21 protein-coding genes are annotated in these 21,077 nt (G+C 74.0%); 12 read left to right on the plus strand and 9 right to left on the minus strand.

Features of this window, described 5'->3' with window-relative positions:
- Both ACSNOK_RS10665 and ACSNOK_RS10670 read left to right on the plus strand, forming a co-directional pair.
- A partial coding sequence (locus ACSNOK_RS10665) for an amidase family protein (RefSeq protein WP_436780366.1) occupies positions 1 to 1,509 on the plus strand: 1,509 nt, incomplete at its 5' end.
- Positions 1,510 to 1,676: 167 nt separating this feature from the next.
- Positions 1,677 to 2,636, plus strand: coding sequence for a DNA-binding protein (locus tag ACSNOK_RS10670; RefSeq protein WP_436780367.1), 960 nt, complete (start codon positions 1,677 to 1,679; stop codon positions 2,634 to 2,636).
- Between the two features lie 96 nt (positions 2,637 to 2,732).
- Here ACSNOK_RS10670 and ACSNOK_RS10675 read toward each other — a convergent pair whose 3' ends face one another.
- On the minus strand, positions 2,733 to 3,119 hold the full coding sequence (locus ACSNOK_RS10675) for an ArsR/SmtB family transcription factor (RefSeq protein WP_436780368.1): 387 nt from the start codon (positions 3,117 to 3,119) through the stop codon (positions 2,733 to 2,735).
- Positions 3,120 to 3,280: 161 nt separating this feature from the next.
- Between ACSNOK_RS10675 and ACSNOK_RS10680 the strand changes: the two genes are divergently transcribed.
- Positions 3,281 to 4,723, plus strand: coding sequence for an MFS transporter (locus ACSNOK_RS10680; RefSeq protein WP_436780369.1), 1,443 nt, complete (start codon positions 3,281 to 3,283; stop codon positions 4,721 to 4,723).
- A 113-nt stretch (positions 4,724 to 4,836) separates the two neighbouring features.
- Here ACSNOK_RS10680 and ACSNOK_RS10685 read toward each other — a convergent pair whose 3' ends face one another.
- Positions 4,837 to 6,153 carry a serine hydrolase domain-containing protein gene (locus tag ACSNOK_RS10685; RefSeq protein WP_436780370.1) on the minus strand — a complete coding sequence of 439 codons (1,317 nt, stop codon included), beginning with the start codon at positions 6,151 to 6,153 and terminating at the stop codon, positions 4,837 to 4,839.
- A gap of 364 nt (positions 6,154 to 6,517) precedes the next feature.
- Here ACSNOK_RS10685 and ACSNOK_RS10690 point away from each other — a divergent pair, with 364 nt between their 5' ends.
- The 4 genes from ACSNOK_RS10690 to ACSNOK_RS10705 all read left to right on the plus strand — a co-directional run bounded on the left by ACSNOK_RS10690 (position 6,518) and on the right by ACSNOK_RS10705 (position 9,497).
- A complete protein-coding gene (locus tag ACSNOK_RS10690; protein WP_436780371.1) occupies positions 6,518 to 7,144 on the plus strand; it encodes a DsbA family oxidoreductase in 627 nt (208 codons plus the stop codon).
- 186 nt (positions 7,145 to 7,330) lie between these two features.
- Positions 7,331 to 7,939 (plus strand): hypothetical protein, encoded by a 609-nt coding sequence (locus ACSNOK_RS10695; RefSeq protein ID WP_436780372.1) that lies wholly within the window; start codon positions 7,331 to 7,333, stop codon positions 7,937 to 7,939.
- 155 nt (positions 7,940 to 8,094) lie between these two features.
- Positions 8,095 to 9,000 (plus strand): endo alpha-1,4 polygalactosaminidase, encoded by a 906-nt coding sequence (locus ACSNOK_RS10700; protein ID WP_436780373.1) that lies wholly within the window; start codon positions 8,095 to 8,097, stop codon positions 8,998 to 9,000.
- 146 nt (positions 9,001 to 9,146) lie between these two features.
- Entirely contained in the window at positions 9,147 to 9,497 is a 351-nt protein-coding gene (locus ACSNOK_RS10705) for a hypothetical protein (RefSeq protein ID WP_436780374.1), read from the plus strand.
- 28 nt (positions 9,498 to 9,525) lie between these two features.
- Here ACSNOK_RS10705 and ACSNOK_RS10710 read toward each other — a convergent pair whose 3' ends face one another.
- Positions 9,526 to 10,038, minus strand: a complete 513-nt coding sequence (locus tag ACSNOK_RS10710; RefSeq protein WP_436780375.1) for a metallophosphoesterase family protein — start codon at positions 10,036 to 10,038, stop codon at positions 9,526 to 9,528.
- A 138-nt stretch (positions 10,039 to 10,176) separates the two neighbouring features.
- Between ACSNOK_RS10710 and ACSNOK_RS10715 the strand changes: the two genes are divergently transcribed.
- Positions 10,177 to 10,440: a DUF6332 family protein gene (locus tag ACSNOK_RS10715; RefSeq protein ID WP_436780376.1), complete on the plus strand. Its 264-nt coding sequence runs from the start codon at positions 10,177 to 10,179 to the stop codon at positions 10,438 to 10,440.
- Between the two features lie 96 nt (positions 10,441 to 10,536).
- Here ACSNOK_RS10715 and ACSNOK_RS10720 read toward each other — a convergent pair whose 3' ends face one another.
- On the minus strand, positions 10,537 to 11,421 hold the full coding sequence (locus ACSNOK_RS10720) for a glycoside hydrolase family 19 protein (RefSeq protein ID WP_436780393.1): 885 nt from the start codon (positions 11,419 to 11,421) through the stop codon (positions 10,537 to 10,539).
- Between the two features lie 546 nt (positions 11,422 to 11,967).
- Positions 11,968 to 13,851 carry an acyl-CoA dehydrogenase family protein gene (locus ACSNOK_RS10725; protein WP_436780377.1) on the minus strand — a complete coding sequence of 628 codons (1,884 nt, stop codon included), beginning with the start codon at positions 13,849 to 13,851 and terminating at the stop codon, positions 11,968 to 11,970.
- A 254-nt stretch (positions 13,852 to 14,105) separates the two neighbouring features.
- Between ACSNOK_RS10725 and ACSNOK_RS10730 the strand changes: the two genes are divergently transcribed.
- Positions 14,106 to 14,975 carry a chitosanase gene (locus ACSNOK_RS10730; protein WP_436780378.1) on the plus strand — a complete coding sequence of 290 codons (870 nt, stop codon included), beginning with the start codon at positions 14,106 to 14,108 and terminating at the stop codon, positions 14,973 to 14,975.
- Positions 14,976 to 15,048: 73 nt separating this feature from the next.
- On the opposite strand, the gene ACSNOK_RS10735 is transcribed toward ACSNOK_RS10730, so the two are convergent.
- A complete protein-coding gene (locus ACSNOK_RS10735) occupies positions 15,049 to 15,411 on the minus strand; it encodes a hypothetical protein (protein ID WP_436780379.1) in 363 nt (120 codons plus the stop codon).
- 244 nt (positions 15,412 to 15,655) lie between these two features.
- On the minus strand, positions 15,656 to 16,564 hold the full coding sequence (locus ACSNOK_RS10740) for a LysR family transcriptional regulator (protein WP_436780380.1): 909 nt from the start codon (positions 16,562 to 16,564) through the stop codon (positions 15,656 to 15,658).
- A gap of 93 nt (positions 16,565 to 16,657) precedes the next feature.
- Between ACSNOK_RS10740 and ACSNOK_RS10745 the strand changes: the two genes are divergently transcribed.
- Positions 16,658 to 16,924, plus strand: coding sequence for a YciI family protein (locus ACSNOK_RS10745; RefSeq protein WP_436780381.1), 267 nt, complete (start codon positions 16,658 to 16,660; stop codon positions 16,922 to 16,924).
- An 82-nt stretch (positions 16,925 to 17,006) separates the two neighbouring features.
- Here the strand turns inward: ACSNOK_RS10745 and ACSNOK_RS10750 are convergent, their stop codons facing one another.
- Positions 17,007 to 17,366 (minus strand): SH3 domain-containing protein, encoded by a 360-nt coding sequence (locus tag ACSNOK_RS10750; protein WP_436780382.1) that lies wholly within the window; start codon positions 17,364 to 17,366, stop codon positions 17,007 to 17,009.
- Positions 17,367 to 17,509: 143 nt separating this feature from the next.
- Positions 17,510 to 18,760: an FAD-binding protein gene (locus ACSNOK_RS10755; protein ID WP_436780383.1), complete on the minus strand. Its 1,251-nt coding sequence runs from the start codon at positions 18,758 to 18,760 to the stop codon at positions 17,510 to 17,512.
- A gap of 669 nt (positions 18,761 to 19,429) precedes the next feature.
- Between ACSNOK_RS10755 and ubiG the strand changes: the two genes are divergently transcribed.
- Entirely contained in the window at positions 19,430 to 20,161 is a 732-nt protein-coding gene (gene ubiG, locus ACSNOK_RS10760) for a bifunctional 2-polyprenyl-6-hydroxyphenol methylase/3-demethylubiquinol 3-O-methyltransferase UbiG (protein WP_436780384.1), read from the plus strand.
- Positions 20,158 to 21,048: a 1,4-dihydroxy-2-naphthoate polyprenyltransferase gene (locus ACSNOK_RS10765; protein WP_436780385.1), complete on the plus strand. Its 891-nt coding sequence runs from the start codon at positions 20,158 to 20,160 to the stop codon at positions 21,046 to 21,048. Before ubiG ends, ACSNOK_RS10765 begins: the two co-directional genes overlap by 4 nt.
- The last annotated feature ends 29 nt before the right edge of the window (positions 21,049 to 21,077 follow it).

Below are 21,077 nucleotides of genomic sequence, written 5' to 3' on the forward strand. Positions count from 1 at the left end.
CCCGCGGCCCCCGCCCACCGCCCGCCGACGCCACGGGCCGCCGACCACGACCCGTCCCCTCTCGCCGGACCGCCGGGCGTCGACCTGGACACCGCCACGATTCCCCAACTGCAGGCGCGCATGGCGGCGGGCACCCTGACCTCGTCGGCGCTGACCAGCGCCTACCTGCGGCGGATCGCCACCGTCGACCCGAAGATCCACGCGGTGCTGCGCACCGACCCGACCGCACCACGCCAGGCGGCGGCCAGCGACGCCAGACACCGGCGCGGCACCACACGCGGCCCCCTCGACGGGATCCCCGTGCTGCTCAAGGACAACATCGACACCCGCGACCTGCCGACCACGGCCGGCTCGACCGCCCTCGCCGGAAAGCCGCCCCGGGCCGACGCCCCGCTGGTGGCCCGGCTGCGGGCGGCCGGAGCGGTGATCCTGGGCAAGACCAACCTGTCCGAGTGGGCCAACTTCCGTGCAGCCAAGCCGACGTCGGGCTGGTCGGCGGTGGGCGGCCAGACGCACAACCCCTATGTCCTCGACCGCAACCCGTGCGGCTCGTCCTCCGGTTCGGCCGCGGCACTCGCCGCCTCGCTGGCCCAGGTGGCGGTCGGCACGGAGACGGACGGCTCCATCGTGTGCCCGGCCGGCATGAACGGGGTGGTCGGCCACAAGCCCAGCCTGGGCCTGGTCGACCAGACCGGCGTGGTCCCCATCTCCGCCGAACAGGACACCGCGGGCCCCCTCGCCCGCAACGTCACCGACGCCGCCCTGACCCTCGCCGTCCTCACCGGTACCCCGGCGCCCCAGACGGCCGGCGGGCACCCGAGCACCCTGCGCGGCAAGCGCATCGGCCTGTGGCGCCTGCCGGAGCTCGGCACCGCCGTGGACGCCCTGATGACCCGCACGGCCGGAACCCTGCGCGCCGCCGGCGCGGAGGTCGTCGAGGTGACCCCGCCCTACCAGAGCCGGCTCGCCGAGCTCGAATACCCGGCCCTGCTCAGTGAGTTCCACCGGGACATCGACGCCTACCTCGCCACCCGCGACGGCCCCCGCGACCTCGCCGAACTGGCCGAGTTCACCCGCACCCACCCGGCCGAGCGGACCTGCTTCACCGGACTGGAACTCTTCGAACGCGCCCTTGAAGCTCCCGCCGCGGGCGGCCCCGAGCACCGGGCCGTCCGCGCCGAACTGAAGGACCTCGCGCGGCGCTCCCTGGACGAGACCCTGTCCGCCCACCGGCTGGACGCCATCGCCGCCCCGGCCAACCCGCCCGCCTGGACGACGGACTGCGCCCGCGGCGACAACGACGTCATCCCCTCCTCCACCCCGGCCGCCGTGGCCGGCTACCCGTCCCTGGCGCTGCCGGCCGGCTTCGTCGGCGAACTCCCCGTCGGCCTGCTGCTCACGGCCGGCGACCGCCAGGACGCCCGGCTGCTCTCCCTGGGCGCCGCGATCGAGGACCGACTGCCCGCCCGGCGCGCGCCGCGGTACCTGCCGACGACGGACTCCCCGTAGAGGGCGGCCCTTCCCGGTCGCGGGTTCGCCGTGACCGACGGGCCGTCGTAGCCGACGGGCTTCCCGTGCTCCACGGGTTTCGCGCCGGCCCCGGCGGCCGCGGCGGCGCACCGCCCGTCACGGGATTCCCGTCGACCCCGACGACACCCCACCGTTACGATCACCCGATGCGCTACGCCCCCGCCGACCGGCCCGAAGCGCCCGGATGGCACGAGCTCGTCACCGCCGCCAGGTCGGCCGCCGGCCGGCTGGTGGCGACCGACGTCGCGCGCGGAGCCGCGGCCGCGCTGCCCGAACTCCGCGCCGCCCTGGGGCGCTTCCCGGACCCCTTCGCCCCGGGCGGCGGGTACCGGTGGGACGCGGACCGGCTGGCGGCGCTGGCCGAGCTCCACGAGGTGGCGGGGTGGATCCTCTTCGACGCGGGACGGTACGGGCCCGCCCGTCGGGCCGACCGCCGGGCGCTGGCCCTGGCGGAACGCTGCGGTGACCGGTGGACGGAACGGCTGGTGCTGCTCAACCGCAGCATGCTGATGAGTCACCTGGGATGTCCGAGGGCGGCCCTGGAGGACGCCGGACGGGTGGCCGGCGCACGGCGGCTGCCCGCCCTCGTCGACTGCCTCGTTCTGATCCGCCGGGCGCACGCGGTCGCGGCCCTGGGCGGCGAACGGGAGGCGGTGCGGCTGGTGTCGCGGGCGGAGAGCCGCTTCCTGGACGGCGCCTCGGCGGACGACCCGCCGTGGGCCTGGTGGATCGACCACGACGAGGTGCTGGGCCACCGCGGCTGGGTCATGGCCCGGCTGGGCCGCCCGGATCTGGCGATCCCCTTCCTGCACCGGGCGTCCACCGCCCCCGGCCCGTCCTACCGGCGGCTGTTCACCGCACACCTGCTGGCCGCTCTCGCACGGGCCGGCGACTGGCGCGAGGCGGAACGGCTCGTGGACGATCTCGTGCCGCACGTCCCCGGCATCGGCTCGGCGCGGGCGCGGGAGACCCTCGGCGCCACCGCGACGGCCCTGCTGCGCGGGGACGGCCGGCCCCCCGCCGCCCTGCGGGAAGCGGCCGGCCGCCTCCGGGCGGCGCTGACCACTCCGGCCCGGACGGGAACGGACGGCCGGGCCGAGCCGTAACCGCCCCGGGCGCAGGCGTGAAGGGCGCCCGACACACAAGGCGCCCGACACGAGCAACGCCGGGCGCGAGAGACACCAGGCGCGATGGCAGCCGCGTCACCGCCTCCCGTCGCCCGCCGGACCGTCCTCTCGCAGCACCAGTTCGAGCAGCCCCGGGAAGCGGGCGTCGAACTCCGGCCGGCGCAGCCGGTTGAGCCGTTTCGGCCCGGCGTCCCGCTGCTCCAGCAGCCCCGCCTCGCGCAGCACGGCGAAGTGCCGGCTCAGGGTCGCCTTGGTCACCGGTACGTCGAAACTGCCGCACTGGCGCTCCCAGTCCCCGGCCGCCGCCAACTCCCGCACCAGCGTCCGCCGTACGGGGTCGGCGAGCGCGAGCAGCGCCGTCTCCAGCGGTACGTCCGCCGGGTCGGTGTGGACGGGCGCCGCGCGGTGGTGTGCCGTCGGCGCCGTGTCCGGCTCCCGCTGTGCCCGTGTTCCTGTGGCCATGTCCTGTTCTCCGTTCTCCGGCACGCCGCACCGGATTGCCGAGTGTTCGATGCTGTGCGTACACTCCTGACTGTTCGCCTCGCAGCGAACACTCTAGCGGGGGTGCCGAAATCGCGCGGCCCCGCCCGCTTCACCACTCTCCCGAGGCAAGGAGAAGGACCATGACACCCACCCCGCCCCCGTCCGGCCGCCGACCGAGCCGCTCCGCCCTCACCCTCGTCGCCGCCTGCCTGGGATTCGTCGTCGTCATCCTCGACGTCAGCGTCGTCAACGTGGCCACGAAGGCGCTCGCCGCGGAGTTCGGCGGCAGCATCTCCGGCCTGGAGTGGGTGATCAACGGCTACACCCTCACCTTCGCCGCCTTCCTCCTCACCGCCGGCGCCATGGGCGACCGCTTCGACCCCCGCCGGATCTTCGTGGGCGGCTTCGGGCTCTTCGCCGCCGCCTCGCTGGCCTGCGGCGCGGCACCGTCGCTCGGGGTGCTGGTCGCGGCCAGGATCCTGCAGGGCGTGGGCGCCGCGATGATCGTGCCCTCCTCCCTGTCCCTCGTGAACGCCGGCTTCCCCGACCCCGCCCGGCGCGCCCGCGCCATCAGCGTGTGGGCCGCCGCCGGCGGCCTCGCCCTGGCGCTCGGCCCGGTCGTCGGCGGCCTGCTGGTGGACGCGCTCGGCTGGCGGTCCGTCTTCTACGTCAACGTGCCCCTCGCCGCCGTCGGCATCCTCCTCGCACGGGCCGACGCCCGCCCCGCCCCCGCCCGCACCACGGCCCGGCGCTCCCTCGACCTGCCCGGCCAACTGCTCGCCGTCGTCGCCCTGGGCGCCCTCACCGCCGCCACCGTGGAGGCCAACGGCAGGGGCTGGACCTCGCCGGCCGTCCTCGGGTACGCCGCCGTCTTCGCCGTCGCGCTGGCCGGTTTCGTCACCGTCGAGCGGCGCGGCGCCGACCCGATGCTGCCGCCGCGACTGTTCCGCCACCGGACGTTCACCGCCGCCACGCTCGTCGGCGCCCTCCTCAACTTCGCCTTCTACGGCCTCGTCTTCGTCCTCAGCGTCTTCTTCCAGGAGGCGTGGGGTTACGCGCCGAGCACCGCCGGTCTGGCCTTCCTGCCCATGACCGCCGCCGTCATGGCCGCCAATCTGGCCTCCGGACCGCTGGTCAGGCGCTACGGCGCCCGCGCCGTGCTGGTCGTGGGCAACTCCCTCGCGGCCCTCGGCTACCTGGCCGCCGCCCCGGCCGTCGGCGGACACTCCTACGCCGCCGTGGTCACCCAGTTCCTCGTCGCCGGCGCCGGCCTCGGCCTGGTCGTACCGGCCATGACGAACGCGATGCTCGGCGCGGCCGACCCCGCCCACGCCGGCGTCGCCTCCGGCGTCCTCAACGCCTCCCGCCAGATCGGAGGGCTGCTCGGCGTCGCCGTGATGGGCCTGCTCGTCGGCGACGGTGCCTCCGCAGGGTTCGTCCCCGGCCTGCGCGCCGCGCTGCTCTGGGCCGGGGGAGCGCTCGCCCTCGGAGCGCTCCTCAGCGCCGTGGGCGTCCGCCCCGCCGCCCGGCCCGCGGCCGTGCCCGCCACCGCCGCGCGCCGCGCCCCGGCCCCCGTCCGCTGACGCCCGCCGGCGCTCACCGGCCCGCCCCACCGACGCGGCACGCACCGCCCGGCGCCACGGCGCCCGGGCGGTGCGGCCGTTCAGCCGTTCGGCCGGTGACTCCCGCACCCCGCTCAGATGCGGGTGTCGTCCACGACCGGCACCCGGGGCGTGGCCGGCCGCGTGCCGGGGCCGGCCGTGCGCGGCCCCGGACCGGCCGTCACGCCCGGCTTCGCGGATCCGCAGAAGGCGGGTTCGAGGGTGTTGGTCAGCCCCTGCGTCACCGCGCCGTTGTTGGAGGCGTTGGCGAAGACCACGACCGTCCGCCGGCCGTCGCGGGTGGCGAACGACTGGGTCTGGTACCCCTGGACGATGCCGCCGTGCCCGTACACCTTCCCGCAGGACAGCGCGATCTCCCGCAGCCCCAGCCCGTAGCCGGTCCCGGCCGTGGTGGTGGGCAGCGCGCTCGTCATCAGCCGCACCGACGCGTCGGAGACCAGCCCGCCGGAGTCGCCGGCCAGCACGGTGGACAGGAAGCGGTCCATGTCGTCGGCCGAGGAGAGGACCGCGCCCGCGCTCCAGACCCACGAACCGTTCTGCTCCGTCGAGTCCAGCAGCGGCCGGGACCGGTCGTCGTTCGTCAGGTAGCCCGTCACGTGCGGGCCCTCGATGCGCTTGTCCGGCACCACGAACGACGTCTGCCGCAGCCCCAGCGGCTCGATCACCTGCTCCCGCAGCACCTCCCCGTACGGGCGGCCGGTCAGGTGCTCCACGGCCATGCCCAGCAGCACGTAGCCGGTGTTGGTGTACGCGTACCGGGTCCCGGGCGGGTACTGCACGCCGTGCCGGACCGACATGGCCACCAGGTCGGCGGGGCGGTAGACCGTGTCGCGGATGCGCTTCTCGAACGCGCTGGTGGTCTCCTCACCCGCCTGCTCCAGCAGGTCGTTGGTGTGGTCGTAGATGCCCGCCCGGTGCTGCATGACCTGCCGCACAGTCATGTTCCAGCCCTCCGGCAGCGTGCCGGCCGGCAGGTAGTCGCGCATGCGCCCGTCCAGATCGACGCGGCCCTGTTCGACCAGGCGCATCAGCAGGACGGAGGTGAACATCTTGGTGTTGCTGCCGGCCCGGAAGCGCCAGGCCGCGTTCATCGGCGTACCGTCCAGGTTCGCCTTGCCGACCGCGACGGACCGGTCGCCGCCGGTGCCGCCGTGGTCGCGGACCACCGCGAAGGCGCCGGGCGCGCCCGCGCGGACCGTCCGCTCCAGCGCGGCGCGCACCCCCGCGGTATCCGGCTCCACCGCCGTGCGCGGCGCGGCCACCGCCCCGGACACGCCCACCGTGGCCAGCACGGCGGCGCTCACCGCCACCGCCGCCGCGCGCCGTAACCCGGCCCGCCGCGCCGTACCCGTCCGCTTGGCCCCGGCTCTCGTCGTCTCGGCTCTCGCCATCCCACGTCCCCTGACTGACTGTTTCCTCGTGCCCCGCCCGGACCGCCGAACGGACCGGGCGGGGCCGGACGCCCTGCGCGGTGATCGTAACCACCCGCCGGACCCGGCGGCCGAAAACCGACGGTCCGTCACTCGGCGGGTCCGGGCGGCGGCGGGGAGGGGCGAGCAGCGGTCACCGGGCCTCCGTTCCCCGTCGCCGACCGCCGTGACCAGGCCGGTCCGACCCCGTCACCCGACGGATGCGGACCCGGTCGGCGCGGTCATAGATTCGAGGCCGTACAAGGAGACGCGGCACCGACGACGGCCTTCCGCCGGCCGTCGGCACGCCGTCCGCGCCCCCGTCCGTCTCAAGGGAGTTCCCGTCATGAAGGTCCGCATCGTGCTGGACATCGCGTGCGCTTGGTCGTTCCTGGGCTTCGCCCACTACCTGCGGGCCGTGGAGCGGTTCCGGGCCGAGGGCGGGGTCGTGGAGACCGGTTTCCTGCCGTTCCAAGTAGCGCCGGACGCCCCCGTGGAGGGCGAACCGCTGCGCGACGTCCATCGCCGGGTCTTCGGGCCGTCGGCCGGGAAACGGACCGCCGACTTCACGGAACTGGCCGCTCGCAGCGGGCTGGACGTCCGTTTCGACCGCGCGGTCTTCGCCAACACCGGCGCGGCCCACGGCCTCGTCGCGCGGGCGGCCGCCCAAGGCGTGGGGGAGCGGACCGTGGCCCTGCTGTTCGACGCCTACTTCACCGAGGGCCGCAACGTCGCCGACCCCGCCGTCCTGCGGGACGTCGCCGAGCGGAGCGGCGTCCACGGGGGCCCGGAGGACGACGCGGCCGCCGTGGCCGCGGGGTTCCGGGCCACCGCCGAACTCGGGGTCCGGGGCGTGCCGTTGTTCCTCTTCCCGGACGGCCACACGGTGAGCGGCGCGCAGTCGTCCGACGTCCTCCTCGCCGCCCTCCGCACGGCGGCCCGTGCCACGGAACGCGTGGGGCCGGCCCACTGACGGCGCGCGAGCGGGCTCGCGGCCGCCGGCCCGCTACCACATCCCCCGCGATTCGATCGGGTGTTCGGGTGCGGTGACGTGCTTCTCACACCGACGTCCCGCCTGATGACTTTCCGGCCCCGCTCCGGTGTCCTTACCGCCGACGGAAGCCCCGGTACGGGGCATGACGAAGGGAATCGGTGGGACATGGACGGACGGTTGCGGGCGTGGTGGGACGCGCGGCGACTCGCGTCGAGGGCGCGGAAGGCCGACGGCACGACCCCGCGCGGCAGGATCGCCGCGGCCATGGGCGCGGTCGCGCTGCTCGTGGCCGGCCTCAGCGGTGTGACGGCCGGCGAGGCGGCCGCCAGAGAGGGCAAGTGGTCCTGCTCGGGGGCTCCCGTCCCGGCCGGCTGGGTCATCACGGGGTACGACCGCACCGGCTGCCAGGGCGCGGGATCCTGGTACCAGCAGCCCGTGAAGGACGGCATCTGGACGTGTTCGGGCTCACCGATCGTGTCCGGCTACGTCATCACCAACTACGACCGCAACGGCTGCACGGGCATCGGCTCCTGGTACCACGAGCTGGCCCGTGACGGCCGCTGGACGTGCGCCGGCTCCCCGATCCCGCCCAACTACGTCAACACCAACCACAACCGCACCGGCTGCAACGGCATCGGCTCCTGGTACCAGGAACAGATCCGCAACCGCATGTGGGCCTGCTCCGGTTCCCCCATCCCGCCCGGCTACCGCAACACCACCTTCTCGTCGACCGGCTGCAACGGCGTCGGGGCGTGGTTCATGGTCCGCACCTGAGCCGAACCCCGACCAACCTTCCGGCCGGTCCGTCCCGCGTGGGGGCGGACCGGCCCGGTCGTCCCGGTCGCCGTGGAGGGAGCGCGGCCCCGGAGGGGACGGGAGCGGGGGCACCGCGTCGGCCCGTCCACGCGGCCGGACCGTAGGGTGACTTCGTGACGATTCTCCGCTCCCGCGCCACGATCGCCGTCATGGCCCTCACCACGGCCCTTGTCACGGCTTGTTCCGCCGCCGGATCGCACGAGGACACCGGTCCTCGCGACTCCGCGCACGCCGACACCCGGGAGAAGGAGGCCCGGGAGAAAGAAGCCCCGGGCAAGGAGGCCGAGGAGAAGGAGAAGGTGTGGATACCCGACGCCGACACCGCCTTCGACTACCAGCTCGGCGGCGCGTATCCGCCGCCGCGCGGGGTGCGGGCCGTCTCCCGCGACCGTACCGCCCGCCCGGCCGCCGGGATGTACAACATCTGCTACGTCAACGCCTTCCAGACGCAGCCCGGTGACGCCGTCGACTGGTGGAAGAAGCGCCACCCCGACCTGCTCCTGAAGAACGACGACGGGCACCTCGTCATCGACGAGGACTGGGACGAGCCCCTGCTGGACATCTCCACCCCCCCCAAGCGCGACGCCCTCATGAAGGTCGTCGGCCCCTGGATCGACGGCTGCGCCGACGCCGGGTTCGACGCGGTGGAGCCGGACAACCTCGACTCCTACGAACGCTCGGACGGGAAGCTCACCGCCGAGCACGCGGCCGCCTTCGCCCGCCTCCTGACCGCCCGTGCCCACCGGCACCGCCTGGCCGTCGCCCAGAAGAACACCGCCGACCTGCTGCCCCGGCGCGCCCGCATCGGCTTCGACTTCGCCGTCGTCGAGGAGTGCGCGCGCTACAACGAGTGCTCCGCCTACGGCGACGCCTACGGTGGCCGGATCTTCGACATCGAGTACGGGAGGAAGGACTTCACCACCGCCTGCCGGGCCTGGGGCGGCAAGCTGTCCATCACCCTCCGCGACCGCGACGTCCGCCCCGCCGGCTCCCGGGAGTACGTCTACGCCTCCTGCTGAGGCCGGACCCCGCACGGCTCCCCTCGGTACCCGTATCGCGCGAGCCCGTCATGAGTACCCGTACCCACCGCCGCCGGGGGCGCGGCGGGAACGGCTGAGTGCGGCGGCGCACGCGCGCGCGGCCCGCCGTGCGGTGTGATCACCGCATGTCCTCGCAGCACAGCACCCCCCGTACCCCGTCCCCCGGCCGGAAGAGGCCGAACACGCCCGGCATGATCGCCCTCGTCTTGGCGTTGAAAGCCGTACTGGCCGCGTGCACCCTCTGGTTCATCCCGCTGGCCGCCCTGCTGGGCGTGGCCGCGGTGATCTGCGGTGTGGTGGGGTGCGTGAAGGTGCGGCGCGGTACGGCGGACGAGCTCCTTCCGGCGATCATCGGGCTCGTCGTGGGCCTGATCGCCGCGACGGCCTGCATCGGCATGACGGTCATGTTCCTCGACTCCATGTCCCACCTCGACGCGCGCCCGAGCCCTCCGGCGGGGGTGAGCGCGGCGGGCTGAAGGCACCGGGTGCCTCCGCTCTCCGGCGTCACCCCGCCGCGCCCGGGCCGGGCAGCGCGTGGAGCCGTACGTCCGTGAGCCGGCCCTCCGCGATGCGGGCCGTCATGTACGTGCGGTGCGGCTGCCGGCGGCGGTCCGTGGGGGAGCCGGGGTTGAGCAGCCGCAGCCGGCCCTCGGCCGTGGAGTCCCAGGGGATGTGGCTGTGGCCGAAGACCAGCACGTCCAGATCGGGGAAGCGCCGCGCGCAGCGCCGTTCGCGCCCCTGGGCCGCGCCGGTCTCGTGCACGACCCCGAACCGCAGCCCGCCGAGGTCGGCGTACGCCACCTCCGGCAACCGGGCCCGCAGCTCGGGCCCGTCGTTGTTGCCATATACGGCGAGCAGCCGCCGTGACCGTTCCTCCAGCAGGTCCAGCGTGGCGGTGTCGACCCAGTCCCCGGCGTGGATCACCACATCGGCCCGCGGAACCCGGTCGAGCAGCTCCGGCGGCAGGGCCTTGGCCCGTTTCGGCAGGTGGGTGTCGGACATCAGCAGCAGGTCCATCCGGCCGACGGTAGCCCGCTCGCCGTGCGGCCGCCGGACTCGGCGCGCCGGGCCCGGCGGCCGGTCGTTTCCGGCCGCCCGTGGCCGGAAAGTCCCCCAGGGGGTCCGCGGTCCGACCGGGCGTGGGAAGCTGGGCGGATGGGGAGAGGGACACGCAGTCAGGCCGAGCGGGACGCCGTCACCGTCGAGATCGGATACGCGCTGTTCAGCGCGTGCTTCCTGGGGTTCGTGGTGTTCGCGGCGGTCGCCGGGCCGGTCCTGGTCTGGGACCTGCCCGCCGCCGTCGGCAAGGCGCTGGTGGTCACCGGGACGGCGCTGGGGTCCGTCCTCGGAGGGCTGCGCGTCGTCCATGTGCTGTGGCGGTTCACCCGGAGCGGCGGCCGGATCGCGGCCGGGGAGTGAGCCGGGGACGAGCCCGGGGCCGGGCCGCGGTACCGCGTCGCGCGGACGCGGGCGGGTCCGTCCGGCGCCGGGGCCCGTCCGCGTCCGGCCGCCGTGTCAGCAGTACAGGTCGCCGCCCGGCGCCACGCCCAGGATCTGGGCGAACTTCCGGTAGCTGTCCACCCGGTGCTGCACCTGCGCGGGGCTCTTGCCGTCGCACTCGACGCTGCCGTTGATGCTGCGGATCGTCTGCCCGAAGCCCCGGCCGTTGACCATCGCGTCGTGCGGCGTCATGCTGCCCGGCCCGCGCTGGGTGTTCCAGTACCAGAGCGCCGTCTTCCAGGCGACGGACGCGTCGTTCTGCACGAGCCACGGGTTCTTCAGCAGGTCCAGGCCGAGCGCGTCACCGGCCGCCTTGTAGTTGAAGTTCCAGCTGAGCTGGAGGGGGCCGCGCCCGTAGTAGGCGGCCTGCCCGGCCGGACAGCCGTAGGGCTGCTTCCAGTCGCAGTACGTCGGGTAGTTGGCGGTGTTCTGCTCCACGATGTGCACCAGGCCGCCGGTCTCGTGGTCGACGTTGGCGAGGAAGGCCGCGGCCTCCTGCCGGCGGACCGTGTCGCTGCCCGTGTTGGCGAAGCCCGGATATGCCTTCAGGGCCGCGACCAGACCGCTGTAGGTGTAGAAGCCGTTCCGGTTCGGGAACATCTGCCGGAACTGCGCCTCGCTGACGACGAAGCCGCCCGGCTGGGGGTTGCCGCCGGAGCAGGTGTACGGGTCCCAGTACCAGGTGCTGATCAGCGGGTCGTAGCCCGGGTTGTCGTGCTCCGCGACGTAGTACTTGCCGTCCGTGTAGCGGACGACCGTTCCTGCGGGATACCAGGTGCCCGCGGTCCAGTTGGGCGCGCTGTCGCAGGTCCCGGCGGCCCGGGCGGCGGGGGCCGCCGACGCGGTGGTGGCGGTCGGGCCGACGACGGCCAGACCCGTCACGGCGACCACGGCGGACAGCAGTGAGGCTAAGCGGTGGTGTTGTCTCACGAGAGCTCCCGGGGAGGAAGGGGCGGATGGCTCTGTTGCGGCGGGCACGGTGGGGCAGGGCAGGGGCGGTGCGGGGTGCGGCTAGGCCGGACGGCGCGGCAGCGGCCGTACGGCAGGCTTCCACGATCGGGCACGGGGGGCGCGCCGGCCGCGGAAGCCGCCGGAGGACGGGCGCCGTGACAGGAGAACGGCGTCACACGCGTGCGATTCCGCCCCGCCACATGACCGGCTGCTCGCATCGGGCAGTGAACAGCCTTCGTTGAAAACTTGTCAACGCGCCCCCGTGCCGGGTTACGGAATCAGGCCACAACGGAAACGGACAGCCCTATCGGGAGGCAGGGTATGTGACTGTCCCTTTCCCGCCATTCCTTCCGTGCCCTTCCATGCCCTTCCGTGCCCTTCCTTCCCCGCCCTTCGCCCTCCCGCCTCTCGCCCCGGCCTTACGGGCGGCTCCGCGCACATCGGCCGTCCGTGCCGCGATGTCGTCCGCGCCGCGATCGTCCCGTATCGCGCCCGTCACCCGCCGGCGAGGCTGCCGTCCGGCTCCGCCGACGGCTCGTCCGCGAGCAACGGCAGTGACGCCAAGTGCTCCGGGGGGATCCGGAACGCTTCGGTCAGCACCGTCAGCAGCGGGGCGAGGCGCGCGGTCAGGTCCCTGGCCACCTCGGGGAGGACGCGGACCTGGCCGGCGGTCAGTCTGCCGTCGGCCAGCAGCCGTCCCGAGCGCGGTGTGACCTCCGCCAGGAGGAACAGCGCGCACAGGCCGTCGAGCACGGCCCGGGTCCCCGGGTGCGCGGCCCGGGCGCTTGCGACCAGGAACGCGTCGGCCGCGAGGCCCAGCGCGAAGGACCGGGTCATGTTCAGGGCGGCGTCCGAGGCGTGGTTCCACCGGCCGAGCGCGTCGGCTCCGGGGACGCCCGGCGCGTCGGCGCCCGTTCCGGGCGCGGAGCGGAGCAGGGCCCGCGCGGACGCGTGCCACCGGCGCTGGTCGGCGGCGATCAGACGGCGCAGGAAGCGCGGGTCGGCGAGGTCCTCGACGCCCGTGGCAGGCGCGGCGTCCGGAACGAGATCCGCACCGAAGATCATCTCTGCGGCGGCCTTGCACCAGACGGCCAGGTTGTCGCCCTCGGCGGTGATGGCTCCGTCCGCGTTCGCGGGGTACTCGGCCAGGCCGTTCACGGGGAACAGGCCCCGGGCACCGCAGCGTTCCCGGCACTCGATGGTGATGTCACGGGCCCGCCAGGTGATCCAGCCCTTGGCGACGGCCACCAGCCGTTCCGTGTCCGCCTGTTCGTCGGGGCCGGCGGTGAGCAGGCGCTCGGTGACGGCCCGGTGCAGGAACGTCATGGCGTACGCGGCCGCGACATGCCCGAGCAGCGGCGCCTGGTGGCTGCGGTGGGCGGCCAGCGGGACGCGCCGCCCCGCCACCGGCCCGGAGACGGTGCGGAGGTGGGCGTAGCGCACGGCGATGGCCAGCGCGGCGCGGCAGCCGCCGAGGGTGGCGGCGCTCATGCACAGCTTGCCGACGGTAACCCGGCGGATGGCGTGCAGCACCCGTTTGCGGGGATTGCGCACGGCGGCGGCCAGGCCGCCGTCCGGGAGCAGCCGCCCGTGCGGACCCTGGAGCAGCGCCGTGCGCGGCAGGCGTACGTGGTCGAAGGCGGTGACGCAGTGGTCGACCGGGCTGCCGGTCCGCTCGGGCAGCGGTGCCACGGTGACGCCCGGCAGCGTGCCCCGGTCGTCGCTCAGCGGGGTGAGGAACAGGAACACACCGTGGTCCCGGCCGCCGGCCAGCAGGCGCGCGGCGACGACCGCGCTCTTGGGCCCGCCGACCGCGCTGGTGTTGGGCATGAACTTCCGGGCCCCGGGAGTGGGAGTGTGCAGGACGAACCCGTCGTGTTCCGGATCGTGGCGCGCGGTGGTCTCCAGCGCGGCAACGTCGTTGCCGTGCGCCCGCTCGGTGCAGAGGAAGGTGCCGACGCGGGCGAGGGTGGTGAACTCGGACAGGTCGCGGGGCGGCGACACGCCGTCGTCGAGGAGGCTGCCCAGGAACAGGTTGTAGTGGATGCCGGCGACGGTGGCCGTCGCGCCGTCCACCACCGCCGTCCACTCGTGCAGCGCGGCCAGTCCGCGCGGGTCGCGGGCCAGCCGTTCGGGATCCGGCAGCCCGGTGCCGAGGGCTCTGAGACGCGTGTAGGCGAGCCGCTGCCGCTCCTCCGTCGGGAGACCGGACCGGTGGCGGAAGATGTCGGCCGAGACCGCCGCGCGCCAGGGGCCGTGGGCATCCTCCGGCCCGTCCCGGAACAGCAGTTCGCTGAGCTCTTCGAGGTCGGGGCCGGGGGGACGGGGCGCTGTGGGCGGTGGTGCGGACGGGGGTACGGGGGCGGAAGTGATCGACACGCCGTGCCCAACGAGGCTTTGCGGCAAGGGGAGCGACATGCTTGTAAGGATCTTGTGAAGCGGATAGGGGCCCGGTGGGGGAGGCGGCCGAAAGTGGCCGGAACGTGCGGTTTCCCCGCCCTTTACGCGCACTTGAGCGAATTGGCCCTTGTGGCGGAAGTGACGAAACCGCTTCAATGCGTCGTGATCGGCCGAGAGGACCCACACCGTCCGACGGCCGGCCCCTCTGACGTCCCATCGGAACGGAGACCCGTATGCCGCAGCGCACGTCGAAGAAGCTCCCCCTCACCGCCCTCGCCGGCGTGACCCTGGCCCTGCCCGCCCTCGTCCTCGGCGGGACGTCCGCCGCCGCGGCCGCCCAACCCGTCGTCGGACCCGCCGTCGCGTCGTCCTCCCCGATACGGGCGGCCGCGTCCGGGCTGGAGGACCCGCACAAGAAGGACATCGCCATGCGGCTGGTCTGCAGCGCGGAGAACTCCTCGCTCCAATGGCGTGACTACTTCGACTACATCGAGCCGTACGACGACGGCCGCGGCTACACCGGCGGCATCATCGGCTTCACCTCGGGCACCGGCGACATGCTCAAGCTGGTCGAGGAGTACACCGAGAGGAAGCCCGGCAACCCGCTCGCCCGCTTCCTGCCCGCCCTGCGCAAGGCCAACGGGTCCGACACGCACGCCGGCCTCGGCAAGCCCTTCGAGGAGGCGTGGCACAAGGCCGCCCGGGACAAGGCGTTCCAGGACGCGCAGGAGGACCTGCGCGACCGCATGTACTTCGACCCGGCCGTCGGCCAGGCGAAGAAGGACGGACTGCGCGCCCTCGGGCAGTTCGTCTACTACGACGCGATCGTGATGCACGGCCCCGGCGACGACAAGGACAGCTTCGGCGGCATCCGCAAGGCCGCCCTGAAGAAGGCCAAGCCCCCGGCGCAGGGCGGGGACGAGAAGGCATACCTCAACGCCTTTCTCGACGCGCGCAAGAAGGTGATGAAGTCCGAGAAGGCCCACAGCGACACCAGCCGGATCGACACGGCCCAGCGCGTCTTCCTGAACGAGGGCAACTTCGACCTCACGCCCCCGCTCAAGTGGAAGGTGTACGGCGACTCGTACCGCATCGACGAGTGACGCCGCCGCGCGGTCTCCGGGCGCCGGTCCCGGGACCGGCCCCCGGAACCCCCGTCCGGCACGCCCTTACCGCTCAGCGGCGGTAGTACAGGTGCCACTCGTAGTCGTAGTGGCCGTGGTGCCGTTCCTCCTTCTTGCAGCGGTAATCGTGCCATTTGCCCTGCTGCTTTCCCTTCTTGCCGGCCTCCTTGCAGGAGTGCTCGTCGTGGTACCAGCCGTCGGCCTTCCAGGAGGCCGCCAGGTCCTCCTGCGGCGCTCCGCCGTTCGGCTCGTCGTCGTGCGCCGCGCCCCCGTCGGGCGCGCCGCTCGCCGGACCGCTCGACGCGCTCGGGGTGTCGTCCGGCGGCGCGGCGAAGGCCGCTCCGGCCGGACCGGCGAGCAGCAGACCCGCGGTGACCACCGCCGCCGGGGCGCGGAGGAAATACCTCGACTTCACGGGATTCCCCTTCTTGTTCCGGATTCCTGCCCCTCATGGTGGGGCGCGGTCCGGAGCGTCGGGAAGCGGCCGCCGCGGGCGTGTTGGAGTGGGGTTTCCCGCGCGGGCCGCGCGGGCGGGCGCGAGTCTCACGCGGCGTGGGGAGCCGTGGCTGCCACATGGCGGATTCCGCTTCCGCCCGCGCCGGCGCCGGGAGGACGGGCGGGACCGCTGTTCCGGGGCGGCCTCCGGCGGGCCGGGGAGGTCAGGCTCCGGTGTCCCCGCCGGGCGCGTCGGTCAGCCGGCGCGCCCAGGGAGTGCGCGCCGCGGCGGCCAGCAGCAGCCGCTCGCGCGGTGGTTCGGGCCCGACGGGACGCCAGACGAGGTCCGGATCGCCGAGGGAAGCGGCGCGGGTCCGCAGCGCGACCAGCCCGTGGTCGCCGATGAGACGGTGCCGGAAGAGGGTGTGGCCGCCGTCCGCGTCGACCTCGGTCTCCGGCGTCCACCCGCGCGCGCCCACGTGGGCGAGGACCTCTGCCGCGTAACCGGGCGCCCGGCCGGACGGGAACCACAGCAGGCGCCGGCCCGACAGATCCGGCCAGGTCAGTTCCGGCCGCTCCGCCAGCGGATGGCGGACGTGCAGCAGGACGCCGAGCGGTGCGTCGGCGAGCGTCCGCACGGTCAGGCCGGAGGTGTCGACGGGCGCGCGCAGGATCCCGAAGGCCAGGGCGCCGCCGCGCAGGAGCTCGCCCTGCCGCCCGGAGTCGGCCTGTTCGTAGACGAGCCGCAGGCGCCGGCCGCGCGTCAGGAGCTCCTCCGCCGCGGCGACGACGGTCTGCGCCACGCCCCGGCACACCCCGACACGCGTCGTCGGCGGGACGGCGCGCGCGGCGGCGACGGAGGTCCGCAGCTCGTCGAAGGCCCGGACGGTGCCCTCCAGCAGCAGCCGTCCGGCCTCGGTGGGCACCATGCCGTGCGGCGTCCGCCGGAACAGCGGGGTCCCGACCCGCCGCTCCAGCCGCCCGATCTGCTGACTGAGGCTGGGCTGCGCGACACGCAGCCGCCGGGCCGCCTCGGTGACGGTACCGGCCTCGGCGACCGCGGCGAAGTACCGAAGGTGCCGCAGCTCGATGCCCGACATCCCGTCCCCGTCCGGCTCCTCCACCTCGGCCACCCCTCCTGATCAGCGGTTATAGGTCGCATCCTATGCCCCTCCCCGGGTGATCGGTCTTGGCGCCGGACGGGGTCGGCGGCGCTTACTGGAGGCATGTACGTGATCGTGTTTCGTTACCGCGCCCCGCTGGAGAGGATCGACGAGATGAAGGAGGCTCATTACGCCAACCCCGACGGTGTCTTCGCCAAGGGCCTCGCGCGGCTGGCCGGCCCGCTGGAGCCGCGCACGGGCGGGCTGGTCGTCGCCGAGGGCGAGCGGTCCGAGATCGAGGCGGCCGTGGCCGCCGACCCGTTCGTCACCAGTGGTGCCGCCACCGCCGAGATCCTCCGCTTCCGCCCGGTGTGGAAGCGCGGGGATTGAGGCGGGACGACGGGGGAGGGGCCCCGGCGGCCGTCCGCCGGAGCCCCTCGCGACCGTCACCGTCAGGGACGGAACGCCCGGATCACATACCGCAGAACGGCGGGATGATGTTCTTGTGCGCGACCCAGCCGCGCGTGCCCTTGGCCAGGCCGCCCCGGCTCTTCGCCTTCAGCTGCACGTAGTCCCAGCCGCCGGACTTGCGCAGGATCCGGATCGGGTCCTTGAAGTAGAGCTGGCCCTTGACCGCCCCCGACGTGCTCGCCTTGGTCCGCAGGCGGGTGCCGTCGGTGTAGATCATGGCGTTGTCCTCGTGGCACTCCTTGGCCGCCACGGTGGCGGCCCGCGGCGCGGCGGCCGGGGTGGCGGCCTGCGCGGGAACGGCCAGGGCGCCGGCGGCGCCGATCAGGGTGGCCGTGGTGAGTGCGAGGGATATACGACGCACGGATCCTCCGGAAGTGGTACTCGTTCGATGCGGCGGACGCCGCGCGAACACCCTAAGAGACGAGAAGGCCCCTTCCGCTTACGATCTTGTCACGTCCCTGCCACAAGTCGGTGCGTCCGTCGGGCCCGGACGGCGGGCGGCGCCTACGGCCGGACACCGCCGAACGCCCGCCGGTTGAAGTGGGTCAGGGCGTGCCGGTCGCGGAGTTCGGCGAGGCGGCGCAGGGCCGGACCGCCGTAGAAGGTGTGGAGGAGGCCGGCGTCCAGTGCGTGGGCGCCGTACAGGTACGGCCGTCCGCCCGCCCGTGCGCAGGTTTCGAGGAGGTGCCGCTGGACGCGGCCCGTCGCGGAGAGCGCCCGCTCGTCGGAGCGGGGGACCGACGCGAAGACGCCGACTCCGTAGTGGACGGGGGCGTCCAGGACGGGGGCGAAGACGAACGGCGTGGCCGGCCGAGGGCGTTCGGCCACCAGGAAGTAGAGGCTGACCAGGGTGTCGGAGAGCGGAGGCTCGTCCAACAGGGGCTCCAGCACCGCCGCGAACGCGTGCAGGCCCGCCTCGTCGAGGACGTAGTCCGCCCACAGGTTGGCGTGCGTCTCCCCGTGGAGCAGCGGGGCGAGGTGGTCCCCGACCTCCCGGTGCAGTCGCAAGGGGTAGTCGGGAACGGCCTGTTCCCGGGGGTCGGGTGCCGCACCGGCCGCCCACGACACCTGCGAGTACCAGGAGGTCCGGTCGTACATGCCGAAGTAGCCGGCGATGCCCGGCTCCCGGGCGGCGCGCGGCATGAAGGCCACGAGGTCCCGCAGACCGTCGTGTCCGACGCGGGAGACCCGGCTGGTGCCCTGGTACGGCACCGTGCGCAGCACCGCCCTCCCGATGAAGCCCAGCTGCCCCACCCCGCCGAGGGCGAACCGGAACAACTCGGCGTTCTCGTCGGCGGAACACCGCAGCGCGCGCCCCGTACCGTCGACGAGCTCGATCTCCCGCACCTGGTCGACCTGGAGACCGGACCGTATCGACCCGAGGCCGAAGCCCCCGACCGACAGCGTGCCCCCCACCGTGAGGTCGAGGTAGCTGGGGAGGACCGGGTTGGCACGGCCGTGCCGGTTCAGCCAGGTCTCCAGCGCGTACCACGTCATACCGCTCGGAACCTCTACCAGCCCCTCCTCTCCGGTGAACCGGGGCGCCGCGTCGCCGGGCAGGTTGTGCAGCACGGTCCCCCGGGTGAGCGTCTGCGTGTTGCACGATCGGCCCGCGCCGCGTACGGCCAGGCCGGGGCCGGAGGAGGCGGCCCGCCGCATGATGTCCCCGACGGTTCCGTCCGGTCCCTCCCGGACGACCCTCTCGGGAGGAACGAAGCGGGAACGCCCGAAATCGCTGCCGAATTCTCGCGTCATACGACACCTTCCCCGAACCGCCCGCGGCTTTCCGGCGGGCGGTATTCCGTATGTGGTCCCGCGGCCCGGTCCACCGAAAGCCCCCCCGGTGGCGGCACGTGGGCGAAAACATCCGTGCGCGAAAACATGCGCGCGCGAACGGTTCTCCGGCCACCCGAGGCCCGCCGGAAATCCCACCGGGCTTCCGCGCGAGAACGCGGGCCGCGACGGGGCCGGAAACGGGCGAGTGATGCGGGGCCCCGGCGTCCCGGCGCGCCAAGTCGGCCGGTGCGACGCCACGTTCGGAGCGGCGGTCACCGCCGTCACCGTAGACCACGGACGGCTCCCGCGCAGCGGTAAGCGGCACGGCGAACCGGCAGCACCCGTGGAACGCGCCGCCGGTCCCAACCCACCCGGGCGGCTTTCTGGCAGTCCGCCGGGAAATGTGGCAGGAATGCCTGGCACACCCCTGTCAGTTTCCCCTTCGGCCGTTGTGCCGAGCGGGCGCCCTGCCTAAGGTGATCCGACATTCCCCCGCGCCGCGCCCGGCCGAAGTGTTCCAACCCCGGTGCGGCACGGAAGAATTCGCCATTCCGACACCGGACCCGCCTCTCCCGCGACCGGCCGGGCCCGCCCGCGCGCCCGCCGCCACGTCCGCGACCGGAGAGCGGGAGAACGGGGCAGACCGCATTGCTTGCGCGCAACGGAGACACATCGGAGATCAGGAAGGACTTCATCTCCGACTACGACGAGCTCGCCGACCAGTGGTGGGACCCCCGCGGGGCGCTCGCGCCGCTGGGCTGGATCGCGCGCGCCCGCGCCGACTTCGTCCCCGGCGCCCGGCACGAGGAGGCCCGGCTGCTCGACATCGCCTGCGGCGGCGGCCTGTTCGGCCCGCACGCCGTCGCCAAGGGCTACCGCGCGGTCGGCGTCGACCTGTCGGAGCTGTCGCTCCGCGAGGCCCGCCGGCACGGCTACGCCGAGACCGTCCGGGCCGACGCCACCGCGCTGCCCTTCGACGATGCCACCTTCGACGCCGTCACCGCCGGACAGTGCCTCGAACACGTCCCCGACCCCTTCGCGGTGGTCGCGGAGGCCTGCCGGGTACTGCGCCCCGGAGGCACCCTCGTCGTCGACACCATCGCCGACACCCGGACGGCCCGGCTCGTCTCGATCACACTCGCCGAGAACGTCCCGATCGCCGGCCACCCGCCCCGCGGCACCCACGACCACCACCTGTTCGTCAACCGGAAGCGGCTGACCACCGCCGCCCGCCGGCACGGCGTGGAGCTCACCCTGCTCGGCCTGCGCCCGCGCCTGCGCGACATGGCCCGCTACGCGGCCGGGCGGCTCGACGCGGTGCGCCTGGTGCGCACCCGTTCCACATCGGTCCTCTACCTGGGCGTGGGAACGAAGAAGTGACCCAGTTACAGCACCTCCCGACCGGCGCCGTCCACAACTGGGTGATCGGCGCCCGGCTCAAGACCCTGCCCGTCAGCTATGCGCCGCTGGCGGTGGGCACCGCCGTCGCCCACACGTCCGGCCCCCTCGACCCGTCCCGCGCCGTGCTGACGGTGGTCCTCGTGCTCGGCTTCGTCCTGGGCACCAACTTCTTCAACGACTACAGCGACGGCGTACGCGGCGTGGACGACCACCGGGCCGGCCCCACCCGCGTGGTCGGTTCGGGACGCGCCACGCCCCGGCAGGTCTTCCGGCACGGAGCGGTCCTGTACGGCATCGGCGCCCTCGCCGGCCTGTACCTGGCCGTGACGGTCTCCTGGTGGCTGCTGGCCGTCACCGCCTTCATCGCGCTCGGCGGCTGGTTCTACACCGGCGGCTCCCGGCCGTACGGCTACCACGGCCTCGGCGAGATCAGCATCTTCCTCTACCACGGCGTCGTCTTCGTCTGCACCCCCGTCTACGTCCAGACCGGCCGGGTGCCCTGGGAAGCCCTGGCCGGCTCCGTGCCCGTGGGCCTGCTCGCCTGCGCGCTGCTGACCACCAACAACCTGCGCGACATCCCGACCGACGCGGCCACCGGAAAGATCACCCTCGCGGTGCGGCTGGGCGCCGCGAGAACGCGCGCCTTCTACGTCTGCTGCGTCGTCGCCGCCTTCGCGACCGCCCTGCTGCCGACTCCCGCCCACCCGTGGGCGCCGCTCGTGCTCGGCGCCGTCCCGTTCGCCGTCTTCCCGGTACGCAGGGTGACGAGCGGAGCGGGCGGCCGGGAACTGATCCCGGCCCTGGAGCACACCTGCCTGCTGCTGCTCGTGTTCGGAACCCTGCAAGCGATCGGCCTGGCCCTGTGACGCGGTCCGGCCCTGTGACGCCGAGGAGT

This window comes from Streptomyces sp. URMC 126, from assembly GCF_051386555.1.
Classification (GTDB): Bacteria; Actinomycetota; Actinomycetes; order Streptomycetales; family Streptomycetaceae; genus Streptomyces.

Bases quoted from the DNA above. Each gene is read 5' to 3' on its own strand.
- ACSNOK_RS10730 (WP_436780378.1), top strand. From the start codon at position 14,106: ATGCCGCAGCGCACGTCGAAGAAGCTCCCCCTCACCGCCCTCGCCGGC.
- ACSNOK_RS10675 (WP_436780368.1), bottom strand. From the start codon at position 3,119: ATGGCCACAGGAACACGGGCACAGCGGGAGCCGGACACGGCGCCGACG.
- ACSNOK_RS10680 (WP_436780369.1), top strand. From the start codon at position 3,281: ATGACACCCACCCCGCCCCCGTCCGGCCGCCGACCGAGCCGCTCCGCC.
- ACSNOK_RS10710 (WP_436780375.1), bottom strand. From the start codon at position 10,038: ATGGACCTGCTGCTGATGTCCGACACCCACCTGCCGAAACGGGCCAAG.
- ACSNOK_RS10755 (WP_436780383.1), bottom strand. From the start codon at position 18,760: ATGACGCGAGAATTCGGCAGCGATTTCGGGCGTTCCCGCTTCGTTCCT.
- ACSNOK_RS10705 (WP_436780374.1), top strand. From the start codon at position 9,147: ATGTCCTCGCAGCACAGCACCCCCCGTACCCCGTCCCCCGGCCGGAAG.
- ACSNOK_RS10685 (WP_436780370.1), bottom strand. From the start codon at position 6,153: ATGGCGAGAGCCGAGACGACGAGAGCCGGGGCCAAGCGGACGGGTACG.
- ACSNOK_RS10745 (WP_436780381.1), top strand. From the start codon at position 16,658: ATGTACGTGATCGTGTTTCGTTACCGCGCCCCGCTGGAGAGGATCGAC.
- ACSNOK_RS10695 (WP_436780372.1), top strand. From the start codon at position 7,331: ATGGACGGACGGTTGCGGGCGTGGTGGGACGCGCGGCGACTCGCGTCG.
- ACSNOK_RS10690 (WP_436780371.1), top strand. From the start codon at position 6,518: ATGAAGGTCCGCATCGTGCTGGACATCGCGTGCGCTTGGTCGTTCCTG.
- ACSNOK_RS10715 (WP_436780376.1), top strand. From the start codon at position 10,177: ATGGGGAGAGGGACACGCAGTCAGGCCGAGCGGGACGCCGTCACCGTC.
- ACSNOK_RS10670 (WP_436780367.1), top strand. From the start codon at position 1,677: ATGCGCTACGCCCCCGCCGACCGGCCCGAAGCGCCCGGATGGCACGAG.